The following is a 21,724-nucleotide window of genomic DNA, read 5'->3' on the forward strand; positions in this document are numbered from 1 at the left end:
GCACAGGCTCGAAAGCCACCGTTGCCTCGCGGCGCGGTGGTTTTTTTACGGGCGCTGTCACCGTCTGCTGTGGATGGGCCCGACTGCAAGGCGGAACAATTGATCGGCAGACGTGATGTTTCCGCCATCGAGCATCCGGCGCCAGCCCAGGTAGTTCGGCAGGTAGCGCGATGCGACGCCGTGAAAAGGCATCAACCATTCGCGCAAGCGCCCATGATAGGCGTTCACGTTTTGTACGTGGATGGGGCCCTGCGGACCGAGGCGGAGACGCTCGCCGGCGCTGGCATTCACGGCCTGGTGCGCAATGCCGTGTGCGCGGGCAAAAGCGCGATAGGCTGCGTTCGCATCCGTTACGAGCAAGACATCCCGGTCCAGGAAGGGCAGCAGGTGGCGCTCCAACTGGACTTTGCTGACGGGGCCGCGGCCAGTGACGGTGTCGACGGTCTGTCGGCTACGGTCGCGTGCCACCAGGATACAGTCGAGCTCGCGTGAAATGCCGCGCCTGCTGGCCGTTCCCCCACGTTTGCGTGCAGGCCGGTCCAGCTTGCGCGACCCTTTCTGGGATTCCAGGATGAACATTTCGTCGGCCTCGGCGATACCACTCAGGCGCGCCGGCCGGTCCTCCTTGACCCGATCCAGGAAGCGATGGCGCCAGCGAAAAGCGGTGTTGCGGTGCACCTTGACCTCGTCTGCCGCTGCGCGCACCGGGCGCGACGCGCGCAGCGTCTCGAGGTAATCGAGCCATTTCCCTTTCAGCCGCAGACGTGCCAGTGGCGTGCCGGTCAAATCGTTGAAGGTGCGCCGGCACGAGAAGCAGCGGTAGCGCTGCAGGTCGTTCGCGTGGCCATGCCGGTTCCAACGTTCGCACCGGCAATGAGGGCACCGTCGGCCCGGGGACCGGCATTGTTCGATCAGCGCGAGTACTTCGTGCAGTCCGGCCGCCGGCCGCAAGGCATCGAGGACTTGTAGCCGCTGGGGCTGGTTCAGTGCAGGCAAGGCTGCAAACCACTCCCTGAAGCAAGGTGCTTTCATGGTTGACCCATATCGAAGGCGATACGGCTTGGACTGCGAAAGAGCTCAGCAGTTCAATCCTCATCCATAGCTAACGGTGACAGCGCCTTTTTACGTGCTTTCCATGCGGCCTGCATGACTTGCGGCCCGCCGCAAGAACCCTCTTTACTTCCTGCCGGGCCTGCCTATACTCGATTTCTGAAGAGTCCGTATTGCGCATTTCGACAAGACCAAACCGGCAGCTTCTCCATCCAGGGCTGACCGGCCTGCAGTGATCGACGGCTCGCGCCTCCATCACATGTCCGAGAGCCGGCCAGCGAGCCGGGGCGGCTCCGGGAGGGGAACTGAACATGGCAAACGATGATGTTGCAACCAGCCCTGAAACAAGTGCCGAAGCCGTCGCCGCGGAATCCGAACCGAAGACCACGCGTCCGGACTCGCCCTCGCGGCGCGAGCTGCCCGAGGCCCTGAGCACGGCGCAGCGCCTGGGCCGCAAGCTCGACAGTTTTCCCGACCGGATCGACACCCACGACTGGCCCTACCAGCCCAGCCTGCGTGCCTTGCCGGATACGCTGGTCAACATCAACCGGGTGCCCGAGATCCTGGACCAGGGCCGCGAGGGCGCCTGCACCGGTTTCGCGCTGGCGGCCGTCATCAATTACCTGCTGGCCCAGCGCGGCGCACGGCGTACGGTGAGTCCGCGCATGCTCTACGAGCTGGCGCGCCGCTATGACGAGTGGCCCGGCGAAAACTACGAGGGTTCGTCCGCGCGCGGGGCCATGAAGGCCTGGGAGCGGCACGGCGTGTGCGGGCCCAGCGACTGGTCCGACATCATGTACGGCGCCCATCACCTGACGCAGGCGCTGGCCGAGAAGAGCATGAAGACCCCCGGTGGCGCCTATTACCGGGTCGACTTCCGCCAGGTGCGCCACGTGCATGCCGCCCTGAACGAGGTCGGGATCGTGTACGCCAGCCTGATGATCCACGCCGGCTGGGGCGAGCCCGGGCCGACCACGGTGCAGGTGGGCGGCGGCGGCGGCGAGCGCATGACGCTGCCGGTGATCGAGCGCTGCGACCGCGCCGACGGCGGCCATGCAGTGGCCCTGGTCGGCTACACCGAGCAGGGCTTCGTGGTCCAGAATTCCTGGGGCGCCGGCTGGGGCGCGGATGGCTTCGCGCTACTGCCTTACGAAGACTTCATGCTGCACGCGACCGACGTGTGGGTGGCGCAGCTGGGCGTGCCGGTGCTCGCCGACCTCTGGCGCCATGGCGCCGCCGACACCACCAGCGGGCAGTTCCGCGCGGGCCAGGCGATTTCGCTGGCCGACATCCGCCCCTACGTGATCGACGTCGGCAACAATGGCGACCTCTCGGATTGCGGCGATTACTGGACCACCGAGGATGACCTGCGGCGCCTGTTCATGGAAACCATCCCGCAGCGTACCGACGGCTGGAGCAAGCGCCGCGTGATGCTCTTCATCCATGGCGGGCTGAACGGGGAAAAGGACGCGGCCAAGCGCATCCTGGCCTACCGCGACGTCTGCCTGAAGAACGAAATCTATCCGCTCCACATCATGTGGGAAAGCGACTGGCTGACCTCGACCCGCAACATCATCGACGACAGTTTCTCGCGCGCCGACGAACGCGCCCAGGGCCGCTTCCTCGACCACCTGCGTGAAGCGCGCGACCGCGTCTTTGAGCTGACGCTGGCGCGACCGGCCGGCAAGCTATGGGGAGAAATGAAGGAAAACGCGCGCCTGGCGTCGCAGCGCCAGAGCGGCGCCATGCAGCTGATCGCCAAGTACGCCGCCCTGGCCCGGAAGGCCATCGCCGGCACGGACGGCGGGCGCGACTGGGAGCTGCACGTGGTGGCGCACAGCGCCGGCGCCATCTTCACGGCCTATGCGCTGCCGGCCCTGGCCGGCCTGGGCGTGCACTGGCGCAGCCTGCAACTGATTGCGCCGGCGATCCGCATCGACCTGTTCAAGGAACACATGCTTGCCGCGATAGAGCAGGACAAGTGCCCACGGCCAACGCTGTACATCCTCAGCGACGTCGGCGAACTCGACGACGACGTCGGCCCCTACGGCAAGTCCCTGCTGTATTTGGTGAGCAATGCGCTGGAGGGCGAGCGCGAAGTTCCCTTGCTGGGCATGCAGAAGTTCCTGCATGCCGATGCCGCGCTCGGGAGCCTGCTGGCAATGCATCCGGACGGCTTGCCGGGCATCGTCGTGTCCGGCGTCGCAGGACCGGTGGGGGCGATCGCGAAAAGCGACACCCACGGCGGCTTCGACAACGATCCGAACACGATGAATTCGGTCCTGCACCGCATCCTGGGCCGGGGGCCGGCGGTGCCGTTCCAGGACCGCGATTTACAGTTCTGAAAGCGGGCGAAAAAAAGCCACCGCAAGCGGTGGCCTCGCGACGTATCTATATAGAGGTGCTTACAGGTTCGCCAGCGTGGCGGCATGGGTGTCCGCTGGCGCAACCTCTTCGGCCTTTGGCGCCGGGGCCGGGGCCTGCGTTGCGGCAGGTGCTTCCGGCTGGGCGCGCTTGACCACCATTTGCGCCGGGGCGGCCTGGGTGCGGGTCGGCACCTTGTGGCCGTGCGCCACCTGCTTGAGGCGGTTCCACTCGGCCAGCACACGGGCGCCATAGCCCGAGTCGGACTCGAAGTCGGCCGCGCCCACATAGGTTTTCAGGCCGCCTTCCACCGAGCCGGTGCGCTTCACGTAATCCTTCAGGATCTGGGCGCCGACACGGATGTTGGCGACCGGGTTCAGCGCGGCCTGGGCGCCGCCCACTTCCTGGAACTTGTCGTGGTGGACCTTGGCCATCACCTGCATCAGGCCCTTGGCGCCCATCGGGCTTTCCGCGAACGGGTTCAGGCCCGATTCGATCGCCATCACCGCCAGGATCAGGAGCGGGTCGAGCTTGACCTCGTGCGCCGTCACGTAGGCGGTCGAGACCAGCATGTTGGCGGCGTCGCCAGCCACGCGGTAGCGCTTGGCCAGCCAGGACGTCACGTTCTGCTGCTGCCTGGTGTTGCCGAGCAGCTTGGCATTCTTGGCCACCTCGGCCGGGCTGGCGACGGCGACAGGCGCCGGTGCAGGCAGGGCCTGGGCCACGACGGCCGGCGCCGCAGCCTGGGCCGCAGCGGACACGGAAGCGGCGGCTTCCGGGTGCAGGAAGCGGGACACGGTCTTGGCTGCGTCCGGATTCGTGTAGAGCAGGGCCATGACCGCCACTGCCGAGAGACCGAAAACGGTCAGGGTGTGCTGCATGGTGGTCATCAGACCACGCACCGTTTTTCCCATGGAAGACCATGAGACAGGCTGGCTGGCCTGGTGGACGAGCCTTGCGCTCGTGCCGAACAAACGATTGATCATCGAAGTCCCCTTTGTCGCGGCAAAAAGCATCCCGTCGCGGCGCTCCAGGCGCTGCGGTGGTAACCAATGCCGTGCATCAGAAAAATCGTCAGGCCACCCATCGTGGACTGGCCAAAACGCCGTCATTGCCTTGCTACAGCTGGCCGCATGACCCAAGGGTGGGTGGCATTGCCAGTGGCTCAACAACTGTCTCGGGGGATAGAACCGAAAGGTTCTTGAGGCAGACGCCTCTTGAAAACACTCCTTAAAATGTCGTTGGGGCCCCGACCCCGTGAAGTTATGAGAACGGCTACAATCACTGCGAAATGTGGCCGCCTCATCAAGTAGGGGGGATTCTAAGAGGTGGTTTATACCAAGTCAATACTAGCACGAACGCGCTTAATAACTTTTAAATCTAACTTTTGGTGAGCAAGCTCAGCAATACCGTGGCAAATCAATCACTTGGCCGCAGTATTTGATTAACCGCAAGCAATCGAAAAAACAAGTAAAACTTGATGAAATATTCGGATCTCCGGGATTTTATGTCCCAACTGCAACAAATGGGTGAATTAAAGCGGGTCGGCATGCCCGTTTCGCCGCATCTCGAGATGACCGAGGTCTGCGACCGCACCCTGCGCGCCGCCGGACCGGCCCTGCTGTTCGAAAAACCGGCGGGACATACGATCCCGGTGCTGGGCAACCTGTTCGGCACGCCGCAGCGCGTGGCGCTGGGCATGGGCGCGGCAAATGTCGGCGAACTGCGCCGCATTGGCCACGTGCTGGCGCGCCTCAAGGAACCGGAGCCGCCGCGCGGTTTCAAGGACATCATGGACATGGGCTCACTTGTCAAGGCGGTCTGGGACATGGCGCCGAAGGAAGTCAAGGGCGCGCCCTGCCAGGAAATCGTCTGGGAAGGCAATGACGTCGACCTCGCCCGCCTGCCGATCCAGCATTGCTGGCCGGGCGACATCGCACCGCTGATTACCTGGGGCCTGGTGATCACCAAGGGGCCGAACAAGAAGCGGCAAAACCTGGGCATCTACCGCCAGCAGGTGCTGGGGCCGAACAAGGTGATCATGCGCTGGCTGGCGCACCGCGGCGGCGCGCTGGACTTCCGCGAGCACGCGATCGCGAACCCGGGCCAGCCGTATCCGGTGGCCGTGGCGCTGGGCGCCGACCCGGCCACCATCCTCGGCGCGGTGACGCCGGTGCCGGACAGCTTGTCGGAATACCAGTTCGCCGGCCTGCTGCGCGGCCAGCGCACGGTGCTGACGAAAGCCATCGGCAGCGAATTGCGCGTGCCGGCATCCGCCGAGATCGTGCTGGAAGGGCATATCTACCCGGATGCGAACCATCCGTCGGGCTTCGAGCATGCGCTGGAAGGGCCGTACGGCGATCATACCGGCTACTACAACGAGCAGGACAGCTTCCCGGTGTTCACGGTCGACCGCATCACCATGCGGCGCGACCCGATCTACCACTCGACCTACACCGGCAAGCCGCCCGACGAGCCGGCCGTGCTGGGCGTGGCGCTGAACGAAGTCTTCATTCCGCTGCTGCAGAAGCAGTTCAGCGAGATCACCGATTTCTATTTGCCGCCGGAAGGCTGCAGCTACCGCATGGCCGTGGTGCAGATGAAGAAGCAGTACGCCGGCCATGCCAAGCGCGTGATGTTCGGGGTCTGGAGCTTCCTGCGCCAGTTCATGTACACCAAGTTCATCGTGGTGGTGGACGAGGACGTCGACGTGCGCGACTGGAAGGAAGTGATCTGGGCGATTACCACCCGGGTGGACCCGACGCGCGACACGGTGCTGGTGGACAATACGCCGATCGACTACCTCGACTTCGCCTCGCCGATCAGCGGGCTGGGCAGCAAGATGGGGATCGACGCCACCAACAAGTGGCCGGGCGAAACGAATCGCGAGTGGGGTACGCCGATCGTGATGGCGCCGGAGGTCAAGGCGAAGGTGGATGCGATCTGGCAGCAGTTGGGGATTTGATCGCGTCGTCGAGCCCGGATGGAATGGTGACCGTACGGTGGGCACGGCGTGCCCACGCGGTTGCGTGCGTGTCCGGTTGGCCTGCGGCTGCAGGGTGTCGCTCGCGACGCACGCCCCGGACAGAACGCATGAAAGCGTTACTGGCTCGCGGATGCGGTGCGAGCGACATTTCACAGCCGCCGATGCAAAGCGACGTGCGTACCGCGTGGGCACGGAGTGCCCACCGTACAAAAGCGGACAGGGGAGCGCCTGCGCCCGACAATAAAATCGCCGCCACATTGCTGGCGCGGTCGGTTATAATGCGGTCTGGCGGGCCCCTGCGCATTGTGGCATGGTTTACCTGGTCAGGTCGGGAACGAAGCAGCCACAGCCGTTCACCGCAAGTGCCGCAGATCAGGCTCGCCTCCTTCGCTTTTCCTTCCTGCTTTATCCTCTGTTTCACCTCCCATCGCGTTTCACCCATTCGTCCCCACCGGCGCGCCTGTCTATTGAACAATTGTTCAACGGATCAAACAATTGTTGCCTATCCGATAGTCCTGCCGCGCTTCACCTCAGCCGGTAATGTTCGCGGCAAGCCTCAACTGCGGTAAAATCGCGGCATGTCCTATCAAGTCCTCGCCCGCAAATACCGTCCCAAGAACTTCGAAACGCTGGTCGGCCAGGAGCACGTGGTGCGCGCGCTCACGCATGCGCTGCACACGGGCCGCCTGCACCACGCCTACCTGTTCACGGGTACCCGCGGCGTCGGCAAGACCACGCTGTCGCGTATTCTCGCCAAGTCGCTCAACTGCATCGGCCCCGACGGGCAGGGCGGGATCACGGCCAATCCTTGCGGCCAGTGCGAAGCCTGCCGCGCCATCGACGCCGGCCGCTTCGTCGACTATATAGAGATGGACGCCGCCTCGAACCGCGGCGTCGACGAAATGGCCCAGCTGCTCGAGCAGGCGGTCTACGCGCCGAGCAATGCGCGCTTCAAGGTCTACATGATCGACGAAGTGCACATGCTGACCAACCACGCGTTCAACTCGATGCTGAAAACGCTCGAGGAGCCGCCCGAGCACGTCAAGTTCATCCTCGCCACCACCGACCCGCAAAAGATTCCGGTGACGGTGCTGTCGCGCTGCCTCCAGTTCAACCTGAAGCAGATGCCGCCGGGCCACATCGTCGGCCACCTCGAGAACATCCTGGGCCAGGAAGGCGTCACGTTCGAGCAGCCGGCCTTGCGCCTGCTGGCGCAAGGCGCGCACGGTTCGATGCGCGATGCGCTGTCGCTGACCGACCAGGCGATCGCCTACGCCGCCGGCGCGGTGACGCTGGATGCGGTGCAGGGCATGCTCGGCGCGCTGGACCAATCCTACCTGGTGCGCCTGCTCGACGCCCTGGCACTTGAGAACGGCGCCGATTTGCTGGCCGTGGCCGACGAAATGGCCAGCCGCAGCCTGTCGTATAACGGCGCCCTGCAAGACCTGGGCACACTGCTGCACCGGATCGCGCTGGCGCAGTCGGTGCCGGCCGCCGTGCCGCAAGACTTGCCGGAGCTAAGCGACATCCTGCGCCTGGCCGAGGCTTTCGATCCGCAGGAAGTGCAGCTGTACTACCAGATTGCCGTGCACGGCCGCAACGAGATCGGCCTGGCGCCGGACGAGTACGCCGGCTTCACGATGACGCTGCTGCGCATGCTGGCCTTCCGTCCGGGGCAGGGCGGGGCCGAGCGCCTGGCCGCGCCGGCCGCAAGCGCCGCGCCGCGCGTGGCGGCGCCGGCGGGACGCGCCGCCGCGGCAGCCTCAGCGGCCTCGCCGGCCGCCGTCATGCCTGCCCCGGCAGCGGCACGCCCCAGTGCGCCGCCCGCCGCGCCGGTCCAGGCAGCCGCCCCGGCCAATCCGGCCCCGGCCATGAATTCCGCCCGCGCCGCCATCAACGCCGCCCTCGAAGCGGCGCGCGCCGCCTCGGGCATCCGCACGCCGCCGAAGCGTCCGGGCGCCGATGCCGCGCCGCCCGCGCCAGCCGCACAGCAGGCCGCCCCGCCGGCGGCCGACCCTGGGCGTCCGATCAATGTTGCCCCGTCAGGTATGGCGCCGGGTGCATCGGCTGGACGCATGGCCCCGCCATCTGCGCCGCCGGCTGCACCGGGCGGACCATCGGCCGGCATGGCTGCACCGGGCGGGCGTCCGGGGGCGGCGCCGCCACCCTGGGACCGTCCGCAGGCTCAAGGGCAAGCCCAGGCTCAGGTGCAGGTCCAGGCCGACGTCCGCCAGCAGCCGCAGGCACGCGCCGGCTACCAGGACGCCGCCGTCGAAGACGGCCCGCCATCCTGGGTCACCGAGTTTTCCGACGACACCGCGGTGGCCTCCGAGGCCCCGGCCGTGGTCACGCCGGTTCCGGCCATGCGCGCACCCGCCGCGCCGCCGCATGCCTATGTCGTCACCCCGGTGCCGGCCATAGCCTGGGACGGCAACTGGCCGGCCCTGGCCGCCAGCCTGGCATTGCGCGGCGTGTCGCAGCAATTGGCCCTGCAGACCGAACTGGTCAAGTGCCATGCCGACGCCGGCGCCGTCACCTTTTACCTGCGCGTGCCGGTCGATACCCTGCGCGCCAGCGGCAACAGCGAAAAACTCCAGGCCGCGCTGCAGGAACGTTTCCCCTCCGTGCGTGTCAACCTGGAAACCGAACTCGGTCCGACCTGGTACACGGCCAGTGCCGAAGCCAAGGCCGTGCGCGAAGAGCGCCAGCGCCAGGCCGAAGCCGTGGTCGCCGGCGACGCCTTCGTGCAGGACATGGAGCGCAGCTTCAATGCGTTCGTCGTGCCCGGCTCGGTCAAGCCGCCAGTGGCCTGACCTCACAACACTTTCTTACCATCCGACTTATTGGAGAACCGCATCATGATGAAGAACCAGCTCGCAGGTTTGATGAAACAGGCGCAAGCCATGCAGGACAACATGAAGAAGGCGCAGGAGCAGCTGGCCCTGGTCGAAGTCGAAGGCCAGTCCGGCGCCGGCCTGGTGAAGGTCACCATGACCTGCAAGAACGACGTCAAGCGCGTCCAGATCGACCCGTCGCTGCTGGCCGACGACAAGGACATGCTGGAAGACCTGGTCGCCGCCGCCTTCAACGACGCCGTGCGCAAGGCCGAAGCCACCGCTGCCGAAAAGATGAGCGGCCTGACCGCCGGCATGCCTGGTCTGCCGCCCGGCTTCAAGATGCCTTTCTAAGAGCACAGGCGCCGCGTACCGCATGTCCAAGTCGCTCGACTTCCTGACCGAGGCGCTGCGCCGCCTGCCCGGCATCGGGCCGAAATCGGCCCAGCGCATGGCCTTCCATTTGCTGCAGCACGACCGCGAGGGCGCCGCCATGCTGTCGCGCGCGCTCTACCAGGCCGTCGACACGGTGCACCACTGCGCCATGTGCAATACCTTCGCCGACACCGAAATCTGCGACATGTGCGCCGACGAGGCGCGCGACCACACGCTGCTGTGCGTGGTCGAAACCCCGGCCGACCAGATGATGATCGAGCAGACCCTGACCTGGAAGGGCCTGTACTTCGTGCTGATGGGAAGGCTGTCGCCGCTGGACGGCATCGGCCCGAAAGACCTGCACCTGGAAAAGCTGGTTGGCCGCGCGGCCGACGGCATCGTCGGGGAAGTGGTGCTCGCCACCAACTTCACCAACGAGGGCGAAGCCACCGCCCACTACATCAGCGAAATGCTCAAGGCGCGCGGGCTGAAGGTCAGCCGCCTGGCGCGCGGCGTGCCCGTGGGAGGCGAACTCGAGTACGTTGACGCCGGCACCATCGCGCGCGCCATGCTCGACCGCCGTACCGCATAATGTTCTTGAACACCTGACAGCTGCTTCAAGCCAGGTTTCGCTTTTGCCCCGGCGCCGAAGCGTTTCTTGCTTTAAGGATTTTGCCAAGCGTTCTGAACAACGATTAGCCCGCGGTGGCGCTTGTCCGTTTGCGTGCGCGCAACCGGTATGGAAGGTCCGCTGCTATCGTGGGCACACTTTAGCGGACCGCGTTTATGCACCTCGTCGACATCACCATGTTCTACGCCGCCGAAGGCAACGGCGTGAGCACCTACCTGAACGCCAAGGCGCGCTGGCTGGCGCGCCAGAGCCGGTTTCGCCATACCATTCTCAGTCCGAACGTGGCCAGCGGCGGCGCTGCCCCGGCGCTGGTGCGCGTGCCGGCCATGGCGCTGCCCGGCATCAATGGCTTTCGCATGCCCACCTCGGTGCGTGCGCCGCTGCGCCTGCTGCACCAGGCCCGGCCCGACCTGATCGAGGTCGGCGACGCCGGCCACAGCGCCTGGGCCGCCCTGCGCCTGCGCCGCCGCCTCGGCGTGCCGGCGATTGCCTTCTACCATTCCGATTTGCCGCGCCTGGTGCGTCCGCGCTTCGGCCAGGCCGCCGAGGGGGTCGCCTGCAAATACCTGGCCCATTTGTACCGCCAGTTCGACCTGGTGCTGGCGCCCAGCCGTGCGATGGTCGAGCAATTGCAGGCCATCGGCGTGCCCGGCGCGCGCCACCAGCCGCTCGGCATCGACAGCGCCGTGTTCCACCCGGCGCGCCGGGTCGAGACCCTGCGCGAGCACCTGCACCTGCCGCAGAATGCGCGCCTGCTGGTGTACGCCGGGCGCTTCACGCTGGAAAAGAAACTGCCGCTGCTGATCGAAGCGGTGCGCAAGCTCGGGCGCCCCTACCACCTGGTGCTGATCGGCGGCGGCGCCGACCTGCCGCGCTATCCGCAAATCACCTATATCCCCTTCAAGCGCAACCAGCGCCAGCTGGCGCGGCTGCTGGCCAGCTGCGACGTGCTGGTCCATCCGGGCGATTGCGAAACCTTCGGCCTGATCGTGCTCGAAGCCATGGCCTGCGGCTTGCCGGTGGTGGCCACCACCGGCGGCGGGGTGGCGGAACTGGTCGACGAACGCACCGGCGTGCTGGCGGCGCCGAACAGCGTCGACAGCCTGGCCGCCGCCATCGAGGCCATCTACGCGCGCGACCTGGCGCAGCTGGGCGCCAACGCGCGCCGCAAGGCCGCCGAGTACTACGACTGGGACCAGATCCTGCCCCAGGTGATGCGGCGCTACCAGGCCGTGCTCGGGCAGCGCGAACGCGGCGAACCGGACGCCGGGCACATCTGTGTGTCGGATTGACGCGGTGACCAGGTCTTCAGCGTCCCAAGCCCAGCCACAGGCCGCGCCCCTGCCGCCGCCCTTGCTGTGCGTGTCGATCCACGACGTTGCGCCGGCCACCTGGGACGATTGCGCGCGCCTGGCCGCCGCCCTGCGCGAAGTGGCCGACATTCCGCTGAGCTGGCTGGTGGTGCCGCGCTACCACGACCGTCCCGCCGACGATGCGGCCATGCGCGCCGGGCTCGACGCGGCGCTGGCGCGCGGCGATGAACTGGTCCTGCATGGCTTGACCCACCTGGATACCGAAGCACGCGCGGCCAGCCTGCGCCAGCGTTTCTTGCGCGGGGTGTACACGCAGCGCGAAGGCGAGTTTGCCGCCTTGTCCGCCGCGGAGGCGCGGCGCCGGCTGGCACTGGGACTGGATTGGTTCCGCGAACGTGGCTGGACGGCGAGCGGCTTCGTGCCGCCGGCCTGGCTGATGGGGGAGGGGGCCTGGGAAGCCCTGGGTGATTTTCCGTTTGCCTACACGACCACCTTCATGCATTTCCACCTGCTAGGAGGCAAGGGCGATGCCGCCATGGCGGCCTCAGCGGCCGCAGCCGGCAGCGGGGACGGCGCTGGCGGGCACATTGGCGCAGGTGCGAGCGCAGACAACAGGCTGGCCGCGCGGCGGTCAGCCACGCCCTTTGGCCCGGCGCTGTTTGCGCCGTCGCTGGTGTATGCCGCCCGCAACCGCAGCGGACGCTTCCTGTCGCCGCTGGCGGCCGGGCTGGCCGCGCGCTGGCAGGCCGGGGCGCCGCTGGTGCGCCTGAGCTTGCATCCACCCGACGTGCGCCATCCGCGCCTGCTCGCGCATGCCAGGCGCCTGGTCGAACAGATGGTGCGCACCCGTCATGCGGTGACCAAGGCCAGCTGCGCCGCGCATTACAAGCCGATTTACCAGCCGATTTACCAGCCGCGGCCCCAGAACCCGCCGCGCCAGCCCGGACCCCAGCCGCCATACGGCCCATAGTTGCCGGCGCGCTGGACCTCGTCGCGCGTGCTCAGGCTGAGAATGCAGTTACGCCATTGATCCGACTGCTGGGCAAAGCCGAGCCGGTCGCAGGCCGGTCCATACACCTGCATGAGTTCGGCCATCTCGGCCTGTTTGCGTGCGGCCTTTTCTTGCGGGGTAGCGCAGGCACTCAGCGCCAGCACTGCGGATAGTGCGATGAGGGTACGCATGATCAACTCCTCGTTGTTGGTTTGTCCCGGATCCAGACCTGTTTCGAGCTTAGCGCAATCGCAACCCGACTGCTCGATCACGGCCAATCGCGCTGGCCCACGAGCCTGCTTAGCTGTATATAAGCCCATGTAAGTCTTTCTCAAGGATGGTTTTTCGGGCAAGATGCAGTGTTTAACAAATGGAAACAAAGGGGAACGCATGGCCGAGCGACGCTGGACAGTCTGGACCGGGCGGATCGTCGCCTGCCTGCTGGTGCTCCTGCTGCTCGCCGGCCTCGGCGCCTGGCTGTTCCTGCGCGCCAGCCTGCCCCAGCTCGACGGCGCACGCGCCGCGCCCGGCCTGCAGGCGGCGGTGAGCATCGAGCGCGACGACATGGGCGTGCCCCTGATCCGCGGCCGCAGCCGGCTCGACCTGGCCTATGCCACCGGCTTCGTGCACGCCCAGGAGCGCTACTTCCAGATGGACCTGCTGCGCCGCACCGCCGCCGGCGAACTGGCCGAACTGTTCGGCCCGCGCGCGCTGCCGCTCGACCGCGCGCGCCGCCTGCACCGCTTCCGCGCCCGCGCCCGGCAGTCGCTGGCCCTGCTGGCGCCGCAGGAACGGGCATTCATCGACCGCTACGTGGCCGGCGTCAACGACGGCCTGGGCGCCCTGAAGGCGCGTCCCTTCGAATACCTGCTGGCCGGCGCCGCGCCACAGGCCTGGCGCGCCGAGGATTCGCTGCTGGCCGTGTGGGCCATGTACATCGACCTGCAGGGCAGCCAGGAAGGACGCGAACTGGCGCGCGGCTGGCTGCGCGAACACAGCAACGCCGCCCAGCTGGCCTTCCTGCTGCCCCAGTCCTCGCGCTGGGACGCCCCGCTCGACGGCGCCCTGCACGCCGCGCCGCTTGACGCGCCGCTGCCGCCCGCGGCCCCGGCGTGGTGGGGCAGCACGCCGGAGGCGCCCGTGCAGCTGGCGCTGGCCTCGAACGCCTTTGTCGATGCGGTCGGCAGCAACAACTACGCGATTGCCGGCAGCCGCAGCACCAGCGGTGCGGCCATCGTCGCCGACGACATGCACCTGGGCCTGCAGCTGCCGAACATCTGGTACCGGCTGGCCCTGCTGTACCAGGACGAGCAGGGCGTGCAGCGGCGCCTGGTTGGCGTTACCCTGCCGGGCGCGCCGCCCCTGATCATCGCCGGCAGCAACGGCCACGTGGCCTGGGGCTTCACCAACAGTTATGCAGATACCGTCGACCTGGTCGAAGTCGGCGTCGATGCCGCGCGCCCGCATGAAGTGCGCACGCCGGCGGGCTGGGAGCGCGTGAAGGAGCAGGTCGAGACGATTGCCGTGAAAGGCGGCCCAGGCGAGCGCCTGGTGGTGCGCGAGACCTCGCTCGGGCCGCTGCGCACGGCGGGCGGCAGGCAGTACGCGGTGCACTGGGTGGCGCACCAGCCGCAGGCGGTGAACCTGAACCACCTGCAGCTGGAAACGGTGGAGACGCTGGACGCGGCGCTGGCGATTGCCAACACCGACGGCATCCCGGCCCAGAACTTCGTCGGCGGCGACCGCGCCGGCAACATCGGCTGGACCATCGCAGGCATGCTGCCGCGGCGCGCGCAGCCGGGCGTGGAGAACAGCTTCCCGCTGATGGCCGGTGCAGCCGCTACTGCTGCTGACGCTGCTGCTGCCGGTGCCGCCGTCCCGGGCTGGCAGGGGCTGCTGGCGCCGCAGGAGTATCCGCGCGTGGTCAATCCCCTTGACGGCCAGATCACTACCGCCAACAGCCGCCAGCTGGCGGGGCCCGGCGCCGAACTGCTGGGCGACGGCGGCTTCGACCTCGGCCAGCGCAACGCCCAGCTGGCCGACCGCGTGCACCGCCTCGGCCCGCGCACCGACGTGGCGCTTGCTTTCCAGGCCGCGCTCGACGACCGCGCGCGCTTCATCGCCCTGTGGCGCGAACGCGCCCTGGCCGTGCTGGATCCAGCCGCCACCGCCGGCAAGCCGCGCCGCGCCGAGTTTCGGCGCCTGCTTGAGACCAGCTGGAACGGCCGCGCCGACGTCGACTCGGTCGGCTACCGGCTGGCGCGCAACACCATGTGGGCGCTACACGACCTGCTGTTCGCCGGCGTCAACGAGGAACTGGCGAAGATCGACCCGAAGGCGAGCGTGGGTAGCGCCAGCCCGCGCTGGCCGGCCATGCTGATGCGCCTGCTCGACGTCCAGCCGGCCGGCTGGCTGCCGGCGGGGCAGGGGAGCTGGCGCGACCTGCAGCTGGCCGCCATCGACCGCGTCATCGCGGACTTCGACAAGGAAGGCCTGCCGCTGGCGCAAGCCACCTGGGGCCAGCGCAACACAGCGGCGATCACGCACCCGATCGCGCTGGCCGTCCCGAGCCTGGCCGGCTGGCTCGGCTTGCCGCCCGACCAGCTGCCGGGCGACGCCCACATGCCGCGCGTGGCGGGGCCGAAGTTCGGCCAGTCCGAGCGCATGACGGTGTCGCCGGGACGCGAGGAAGAAGGGCTGTACAACATGCCGGGCGGGCAGAGCGGGCATCCGCTGTCGCCGTGGTTCCGCAAAGGGCACGCGGAGTGGGTGAAGGGGACGCCGCTGCCGCTGCTGCCGGGGGTGGCGCGGCATACGCTGGTCTTGCGGCCCTAGCGCTGACCCACGCTCCAGCCGGGAACTAGCAGACGTATTCCCTGGGATCCCAGAAGTGGAAGGCGGCGGCAGGCTTCCATGGTTTTCCAGGCGCCAGGTCGCGCGACAGATACAGCGCCATCTCCAACCCCCGGTTCAGCTCCTGCGGCCGGACGACCATGTCCGGTTTGCCGTCTCCGTCCAGGTCGCCAACCCAGACCAGGAAGTCCTCGATCGGGATCGGCGACTCAAGGTTGCTGTTCCCGCCCAGCACCGCCAGCGTGCGCCTGGTGCCGTCGAAGCGGACGGTCCAGGTAATCCGCGGATAGCGCTCGCACTGTCCGTGTTCGGCGCAGGCCTGGTCCACGATTTGTTCGACCCTGCCTTCGACGTGGAGAGGTGCGCCGCCGATATCGATCGTACGGCGTTGAGACCCTTTCAACGGGTCGCCGGGTGCTGCCCCGGGACTGCGCTGGAAGCGCGCATTGGCGTACCAGGTCTCGACCGGTCCTTCGCGCAGGCCGGTAAGGCCTCGCACCAGGAACATCGAGGAAATGAAGGGATGGCTGCGCATGACGAATCCGCGCGACGGGCCTTCGGTGGTCTCGATTGTCGCCGCCTGCAGCGATACGCGTGTCTTCTTCAGCACGCATGCTCGTGCGCAGTGCAGGGCGAAGTAGTCGCCTGGCCGCACGGGCGCTTCGTGACCGTAATAGGGATAGCCGCCCGTTCGTGCGTGCGCCAGTTCGATGCCGGTCGCGGCGCGTGTCACGGCGGGGATGCCGGCCGCAAGCATTGTGCAGACGGCGGCGCAAGCGGCCGCGAGCGTGGGCAGTCGGGGCGTCTGGTAACCGGGCATGGCGTGAACCTTCGCGAGTGGATGGCAGCGTCGATTCTAGCGCCGTCCCGGCTGTTTGGCGCGACGCCGGACCGAAAAAACAGGAGCCGCCACGTCTCGCTCAACTCGATGGCAGCACCAGGCGCACCGTGCCCAGCATGTGGGTAATGCTCTCGGCTGTCGACGGATGGCCCAGGAAGTAGCCCTGCACCATGTCGCAGCCATATTCTTCGAGCAGCACCAGCTGTTCGTCGGTCTCGACGCCTTCGGCCACCACCGCCATTTTCAGGCCATGGGCCATGGCGATGATGGCGCGCGTGATGGCCGCGTTTTCCGAGTCCTGCGGCAGGCCGTTGATGAAGCTGCGGTCGATCTTCAGCGCGCGCACGTCGAAGCGCTTCAGGTAGTTCATCGACGAGTAGCCGGTGCCAAAGTCGTCGATCGACAGGTAAACGCCGATGCGGCGCAGCTGCTCCAGCGTGGCCAGGGTGGCGAGGGCGTCGTCCATCAGCGTACCCTCGGTCAGTTCAAGTTCGAGCAGCCTGGGATCGAGGCCGGTCTCATGCAGGGCCGAGAGCACGATCTGCGACAGGTTATCGTCCTTGAACTGCTTGGCCGAGAGGTTCACCGCCATGCGCAGCGCGCGGCGGCCATTGCGCTGCCAGGCGCGCGCCTGGTTGCAGGCGGTGCGCAGTACCCATTCGCCGATCGGTACGATCAGGCCGGTCTCCTCGGCCAGCGGAATGAACTCGGTCGGCGAGATGATGCCGCGTTCCGGATGGCGCCAGCGCACCAGCGCCTCGACGCCGACCACTTCCTGCGAGCGCACGTCGAGCTGGGGCTGGTACAGCAGATACAGTTCGTCGTTCTGCAGCGCCTTGCGCAAGCCGACTTCGAGCTTCACGTGGCTCATGATCTGCATCGTCAGCGAAGAGCTGTACAGCTTGGCGTTGTTCTTGCCGCAGTTCTTGGCGTGGTACATGGCGGTGTCGGCGAATTTCAGCAGCGAGTTGCAGTCGTCGCCGTCTTCCGGGAACAGCGAGATGCCGATGCTGGCGGTGACGAAGATCTCGTTGCCGTCGATGAGGAATGGGCGGCGCATCGCTTCCTTCACGCGGTGTGCCACGTTCAGCGCATGCTCCACGCGCTCCAGGTCCGGGATCAGGATCGTGAATTCGTCGCCGCCCAGGCGCGCCAGGTTGCTGGCGGAATCCTCCGTGGATTCATCGGCGCCCGCATCGCCGCGCGATACCAGGTCGCTCGGGCGGATGGTCTCGCGCAGGCGCTCGGAGACGATCTTCAGCAGGTGGTCGCCGACGTTGTGGCCGAGCGTGTCGTTGATGCGCTTGAAGGCGTCCAGGTCCATGAACAGCACGGCGAACTTCTTGTTGCCGATCTTCGAGCGCTGCAGCTCGCGTTCCAGGTTTTCGAGGAAGGCCTGGCGGTTCGGGATGCCGGTCAGGCTGTCGCAGTAGGCCAGGCGCCGGATCTGCTCTTCGCTGCGCTTGCGTTCGCTGATGTCGCGCACCAGGCCCAGCACCTCGGAAGGGCTGGTGGCGACCAGGCGCGCCTCGAAATGCTGGGCCGCGCCGAAGCGGATCAACTCGTATTCGACCGAACGGATTTCCTGGGTGCGCAGCACTTCGCCGAGCTGCTCGAGCATGCGCGCCGCGATCGGGCGCGGCAGCACGTCGCTGATGTGGCGGCCGATACAGCGTTCGCTGGAGAAGGGAGCATTGTGGCGGTCGGCGGCGCGGGCGGCGCGCTCGGCTGGCGTACGCTCATGGCCCGGCCTGTCGTGCCCAGGCTCGTAATCCAGGTAGAAACCGTCGCGGTTCATGCGGAAGAAGGTGTCCGGAATCGCCGCCAGCACCGCGCGGTTCTGGGCGTCGGCGATGCGCAGGCGCGCGATGGCGTCGCTGGCGCGCAGCACGTACAGCACGCGGTGGCCGAGGATGGGCCAGTTGATCGGCTTCGAGACGAAGTCGGTGGCGCCGGCCTCGTAGGCGCTGGTGACGGCCTCGATGTCGTCGCCGCCGGTGACCATCACGATCGGCACCAGGGCGCCGCCGGGTTCGTCGCTGCGGATGGCGCGGCAGGCGGCAAAGCCGTCCATCTGCGGCATCTCGACGTCCATCAGGATCAGGTCGGGCCGGCGTTCGTGCGCCAGGCGCACCGCCTGGGCGCCGTCGGCGGCTTCGATCGCATCGAGGCCGACCTGGGCGAGCATTTCCAGCATCAGCATGCGCACGATCGGATCGTCGTCGGCCACCAGAACGACACCGCGTTGGGAAGAGGTTGGAGCGGGCATCTCAGGTTTCCTTCTCTAGCATGGCATTGAGCGATTGCCGGACCGCCTGGAAGGCGTGTTCCATGTCGGTGAGGAGCGCATCGGCGCCCTCGATGGTGTCGGCGCGGCCGAGCTGTTCGAGGTCCTTGCACAGGCCGGCCATCCCCTCAGCGCCGACGTTCGCGCTGGCCGATTTCAGACTGTGGGCGATGCGCCTGACGGTGCCGGCGTCGTGGCCGCCGACGGCCTGGCGCAGCGTGCGCAGGTGCTGGGGCACGTCGCCGACGTAGGCGTTGATCACCTTCTGCACCAGGATGTCGCCGCCGTCGCGGCTCAGGGCGCGGATCTTGTCGAGCGCGGCGCCGTTGATGGCTTCGCGCTGGATCGCCTCGCGCGCTTCAGGCGGCAGCGTCGGCGGCGCGTCGCCGTGGTGCACGCTGCCGGCCAGCGGCAGCGCGATCCAGCGGCCGATGACGGCGGCCAGCTGCTGCTGGGTGAAGGGCTTCGACAGGTAATCGTCCATGCCGGCGGCGAGGCAGGCTTCGCGGTCGCCCTGCAGGGCATTCGCGGTGATCGCAATGATGGGCAAGGTGCGCGGAATACCGGATTCGCGCTCGGCGCGGCGGATCGCGGCGGTGGCGGCAAAGCCATCCATCACCGGCATCTGGCAATCCATCAGCACCGCCTCGACGCCGCCCTTGCGCACCGCCTGCAAGGCTTCCATGCCGTTCTGCGCCACCTGCGCCTGCAGGCCCAGGCTTTCCAGCATCGCCTTCGCGACCTCGACGTTCACCGGATTGTCCTCGGCCAGCAGCACCCGGCGCACCGGCGTCACCCCGCCCGGCTGGGGCAGGGCCGGCGGCGGCATGAATTGCGGCGCCGGGGCGGTGGCGCCGCGCGGGCGCGTGGCCAGGCAGGCAAACAGATCGGCCGCGCGCGCCGGCTGGATCAATTGGTAGGCCACGCCCGCTTCGCGCCGCTGCACCGGGTCGGCCGCCAGGCGCTCGGGGCTGAGCAGGACCAGGCGCGTCGGCCGCGTGACCGGATTGGCCTTGATGGTGGCGGCCAGCAGCAGGCCGCTCGAATGCTGCAGTCCCATGTCGAGCACCGCCGCATCGAAAGGCTGGCCGGTGCGGGCGGCGCTGTCGAGCTTGTCGAGCGCCTCGGCGGCGCAGGTGGCGCTGGCGCAGTCGGCCTGCCAGGCGGCCAGGTGGCGTTCGAGGCCGACGCGGCTGGTGTCGTTTTCGTCGACCACCAGCACGCGCAGGCCGTCCAGGGTGTGGTGCTGCTCGCCCGGGTCGGCGCGGCGCTTGTCGAAGCCGACCGTGAACCAGAACACCGACCCCTGCGGCTTGCCGTGCTCGACGCCGATGGCGCCGCCCATCAGTTCCACCAGCTCTTTCGAGATCGCCAGGCCGAGGCCGGTGCCGCCGTACTTGCGGGTGGTCGAATCGTCGGCCTGGGAAAAGGCCTCGAAGATGCGGCTGCGGGCGTCGCGCGCGATGCCGATGCCGGTGTCCTGCACCTCGAAGCGCAGCATCACGGCCTGGCTGTCTTCGCCGGCTACGCGCACCCTGGCCTGGATCCGCCCCTGCTCGGTGAACTTGATGGCGTTGCCGAGCAAATTCGCCATGATCTGGCGCAGCCGGTTCGGGTCGCCGCAGATCGCCACCGGGATGTCGTTGGCAATGTCGAAGTCGAGCGCGATGCCCTTGCCTTCGGCCTGGGGCGTGTAGACGGTGTGGATGTCTTCCAGCAGATCCCAGAGATTGAAGTTGATGTACTCGATGGTCAGCTTGCCGGCCTCGATTTTCGAGAAGTCGAGGATGTCGTTGATGATCACCAGCAGGTGCTCGCCCGAGCGCTTCACCAGGCGCGTGTAGTTGCGCTGGTTGTCGGTGAGTTCGGTCCCGAGCAGCATCTCGGCCATGCCCAGCACGCCGTTCATCGGAGTGCGAATCTCGTGGCTCATGGTGGCGAGGAAGGCGCTCTTCGCGCGGCTGGCCGCCTCGGCGGCGTTCTTGGCGCGCTCGAGCTGCTCGGTGCGCACCGAGACCTGCCGTTCGAGTTCGTCGCGGTGGTTGGTGAGGGCCGTGCCGCGGCCTTCGATCTGGGCCAGCATGGTGTTGAAGCTGTCGATCAGGACGCCCAGTTCGTCGTTGCGGCCATTCGCCACGCGCAGGGTGTAGTTCTGGCTCTCGGAGACCTTGCGCGCGGTGTGGATCAGCTTCGTCACCGGGTCGGCGATCGAGCGCGTGAAGCGCCGTGCCAGCACCAGCGACACCAGCAGCGACACGCAGGCCGCAGCGCCGATCACGCCCACGCTTTTCGCAATGCCCAGCCACATCGGCAGCAGGTCGGCCTCGATCACGATCACGCCGGCCTGGGCCTCGTCCTTCATCACCGGGCGGTACAGGCGCATGCGTGGCGACCAGATGCGGCTGCCGGCCTGGCTGGCTGCGGCCAGCGCGGCGTCGTCGAAGGCGTCCAGTTGCGGCGGCGCGGTGACGCCGGCATCGGCGTTGGCGTGGCGGGGCGATTGCCAGGAGGCGAACAGCCGGCCCTTGCGGTCGTACAGGGCGGCGCTGGAGATTTCTTCCTTGGCCGCCAGGGCGGCGAGCAGGGTGCCGGCCAGGCTGCGGTCGTTGAAGACCAGGGCGTCGGCGCTGTTGGTGGCCACCACGCCGGCCAGCGACGAGAGCTGCATGCCCTCGTCCTTGCGCCCGTTCAGCACCGAGGCCACGGCAAAGGCGAGGAACACGCACACCAGCGCGCTGCCGGTGGACAGCAGCGACATCATGGTCAGTTTGCGGCTCAGGCTGGAACGCTGGAAATAGGGCATGGGTCGGGGTCCGGCATTGAGATGCGGACCCGCGCAAGGTGATGCGCGCAAGCCCTCCATGCAGAAATGCAAATTCCTGCAAGAAAAAATATACGTTGCCGGGGGAGGGGGGGCTTTGCGCAAACGCAAAGTGGGGAGGGAGGTGTGGCGATGCCGAGGACGGCGGGACGGTCAACGATTGGCGGGTTCGAGAACCCACCCTACGTATATCCTCGTAGGGTGGGCACTTGTGCCCACGCGGTGCAGCATTCGCATGTCGAAACCGCTCAGGAGCGGCTACGGCAACACGGAATTTGACTTTGCGGTTGGGTGACCGTACGACCGCGTGGGCACAAGTGCCCACCCTACAAAAGCACAAGTCCGCCCGAGATTCGTACAGTCCGTATCTATGGACTC

Annotated in this window: 14 protein-coding genes and 1 other RNA gene; 9 read left to right on the forward strand and 6 right to left on the reverse strand. The window is 67.4% G+C overall.

What is annotated here, in order from left to right; all coding sequences use genetic code 11:
• Window positions 1-57: 57 nt before the first annotated feature.
• Window positions 58-1,032 carry an IS1595 family transposase gene (locus tag QWL29_RS20040; RefSeq protein WP_305824642.1) on the reverse strand — a complete coding sequence of 325 codons (975 nt, stop codon included), beginning with the start codon at window positions 1,030-1,032 and terminating at the stop codon, window positions 58-60.
• Window positions 1,033-1,361: 329 nt separating this feature from the next.
• On the opposite strand from QWL29_RS20040, the gene QWL29_RS20045 reads away from it, so the two are divergent.
• Window positions 1,362-3,395, forward strand: coding sequence for a C1 family peptidase (locus QWL29_RS20045; protein ID WP_305824643.1), 2,034 nt, complete (start codon window positions 1,362-1,364; stop codon window positions 3,393-3,395).
• 60 nt (window positions 3,396-3,455) lie between these two features.
• Here the strand turns inward: QWL29_RS20045 and QWL29_RS20050 are convergent, their stop codons facing one another.
• Window positions 3,456-4,304: a transglycosylase SLT domain-containing protein gene (locus QWL29_RS20050; protein WP_305824644.1), complete on the reverse strand. Its 849-nt coding sequence runs from the start codon at window positions 4,302-4,304 to the stop codon at window positions 3,456-3,458.
• Between the two features lie 590 nt (window positions 4,305-4,894).
• Here QWL29_RS20050 and ubiD point away from each other — a divergent pair.
• From ubiD to QWL29_RS20085, 7 genes are all read left to right on the forward strand, one after another.
• Window positions 4,895-6,379, forward strand: coding sequence for a 4-hydroxy-3-polyprenylbenzoate decarboxylase (gene ubiD / locus QWL29_RS20055; RefSeq protein WP_305824645.1), 1,485 nt, complete (start codon window positions 4,895-4,897; stop codon window positions 6,377-6,379).
• Window positions 6,380-6,687: 308 nt separating this feature from the next.
• An RNA gene (gene ffs, locus QWL29_RS20060) (signal recognition particle sRNA small type) lies at window positions 6,688-6,786 on the forward strand.
• 192 nt (window positions 6,787-6,978) lie between these two features.
• Window positions 6,979-9,213, forward strand: a complete 2,235-nt coding sequence (locus tag QWL29_RS20065; protein WP_305824646.1) for a DNA polymerase III subunit gamma/tau — start codon at window positions 6,979-6,981, stop codon at window positions 9,211-9,213.
• Window positions 9,214-9,258: 45 nt separating this feature from the next.
• The gene (locus QWL29_RS20070; protein ID WP_182987950.1) at window positions 9,259-9,588 is read left to right on the forward strand and encodes a YbaB/EbfC family nucleoid-associated protein; all 330 of its coding nucleotides are present in this window, start codon (window positions 9,259-9,261) and stop codon (window positions 9,586-9,588) included.
• Between the two features lie 22 nt (window positions 9,589-9,610).
• Window positions 9,611-10,201: a recombination mediator RecR gene (gene recR / locus QWL29_RS20075; RefSeq protein WP_305824647.1), complete on the forward strand. Its 591-nt coding sequence runs from the start codon at window positions 9,611-9,613 to the stop codon at window positions 10,199-10,201.
• Between the two features lie 194 nt (window positions 10,202-10,395).
• A complete protein-coding gene (locus QWL29_RS20080; protein ID WP_305824648.1) occupies window positions 10,396-11,532 on the forward strand; it encodes a glycosyltransferase family 4 protein in 1,137 nt (378 codons plus the stop codon).
• Between the two features lie 4 nt (window positions 11,533-11,536).
• Window positions 11,537-12,523, forward strand: a complete 987-nt coding sequence (locus tag QWL29_RS20085) for a DUF2334 domain-containing protein (protein WP_305824649.1) — start codon at window positions 11,537-11,539, stop codon at window positions 12,521-12,523.
• Here the strand turns inward: QWL29_RS20085 and QWL29_RS20090 are convergent.
• Entirely contained in the window at window positions 12,460-12,735 is a 276-nt protein-coding gene (locus tag QWL29_RS20090; protein ID WP_305824650.1) for a hypothetical protein, read from the reverse strand. The genes QWL29_RS20085 and QWL29_RS20090 overlap by 64 nt on opposite strands.
• 199 nt (window positions 12,736-12,934) lie before the next feature.
• On the opposite strand from QWL29_RS20090, the gene QWL29_RS20095 reads away from it, so the two are divergent.
• Window positions 12,935-15,379: a penicillin acylase family protein gene (locus QWL29_RS20095; protein WP_305824651.1), complete on the forward strand. Its 2,445-nt coding sequence runs from the start codon at window positions 12,935-12,937 to the stop codon at window positions 15,377-15,379.
• Between the two features lie 25 nt (window positions 15,380-15,404).
• Here the strand turns inward: QWL29_RS20095 and QWL29_RS20100 are convergent, their stop codons facing one another.
• The 3 genes from QWL29_RS20100 to QWL29_RS20110 form a co-directional block, all read right to left on the reverse strand.
• Window positions 15,405-16,130 (reverse strand): hypothetical protein, encoded by a 726-nt coding sequence (locus tag QWL29_RS20100; protein ID WP_305824652.1) that lies wholly within the window; start codon window positions 16,128-16,130, stop codon window positions 15,405-15,407.
• A 187-nt stretch (window positions 16,131-16,317) separates the two neighbouring features.
• Window positions 16,318-18,507: a putative bifunctional diguanylate cyclase/phosphodiesterase gene (locus QWL29_RS20105; RefSeq protein ID WP_305824653.1), complete on the reverse strand. Its 2,190-nt coding sequence runs from the start codon at window positions 18,505-18,507 to the stop codon at window positions 16,318-16,320.
• A gap of 1 nt (window position 18,508) precedes the next feature.
• Window positions 18,509-21,328 (reverse strand): response regulator, encoded by a 2,820-nt coding sequence (locus QWL29_RS20110; RefSeq protein WP_305824654.1) that lies wholly within the window; start codon window positions 21,326-21,328, stop codon window positions 18,509-18,511.
• Window positions 21,329-21,724 lie beyond the last annotated feature (396 nt).

This window comes from Massilia brevitalea (assembly GCF_030711405.1).
Lineage (GTDB): Bacteria > Pseudomonadota > Gammaproteobacteria > Burkholderiales > Burkholderiaceae_D > Telluria > Telluria brevitalea.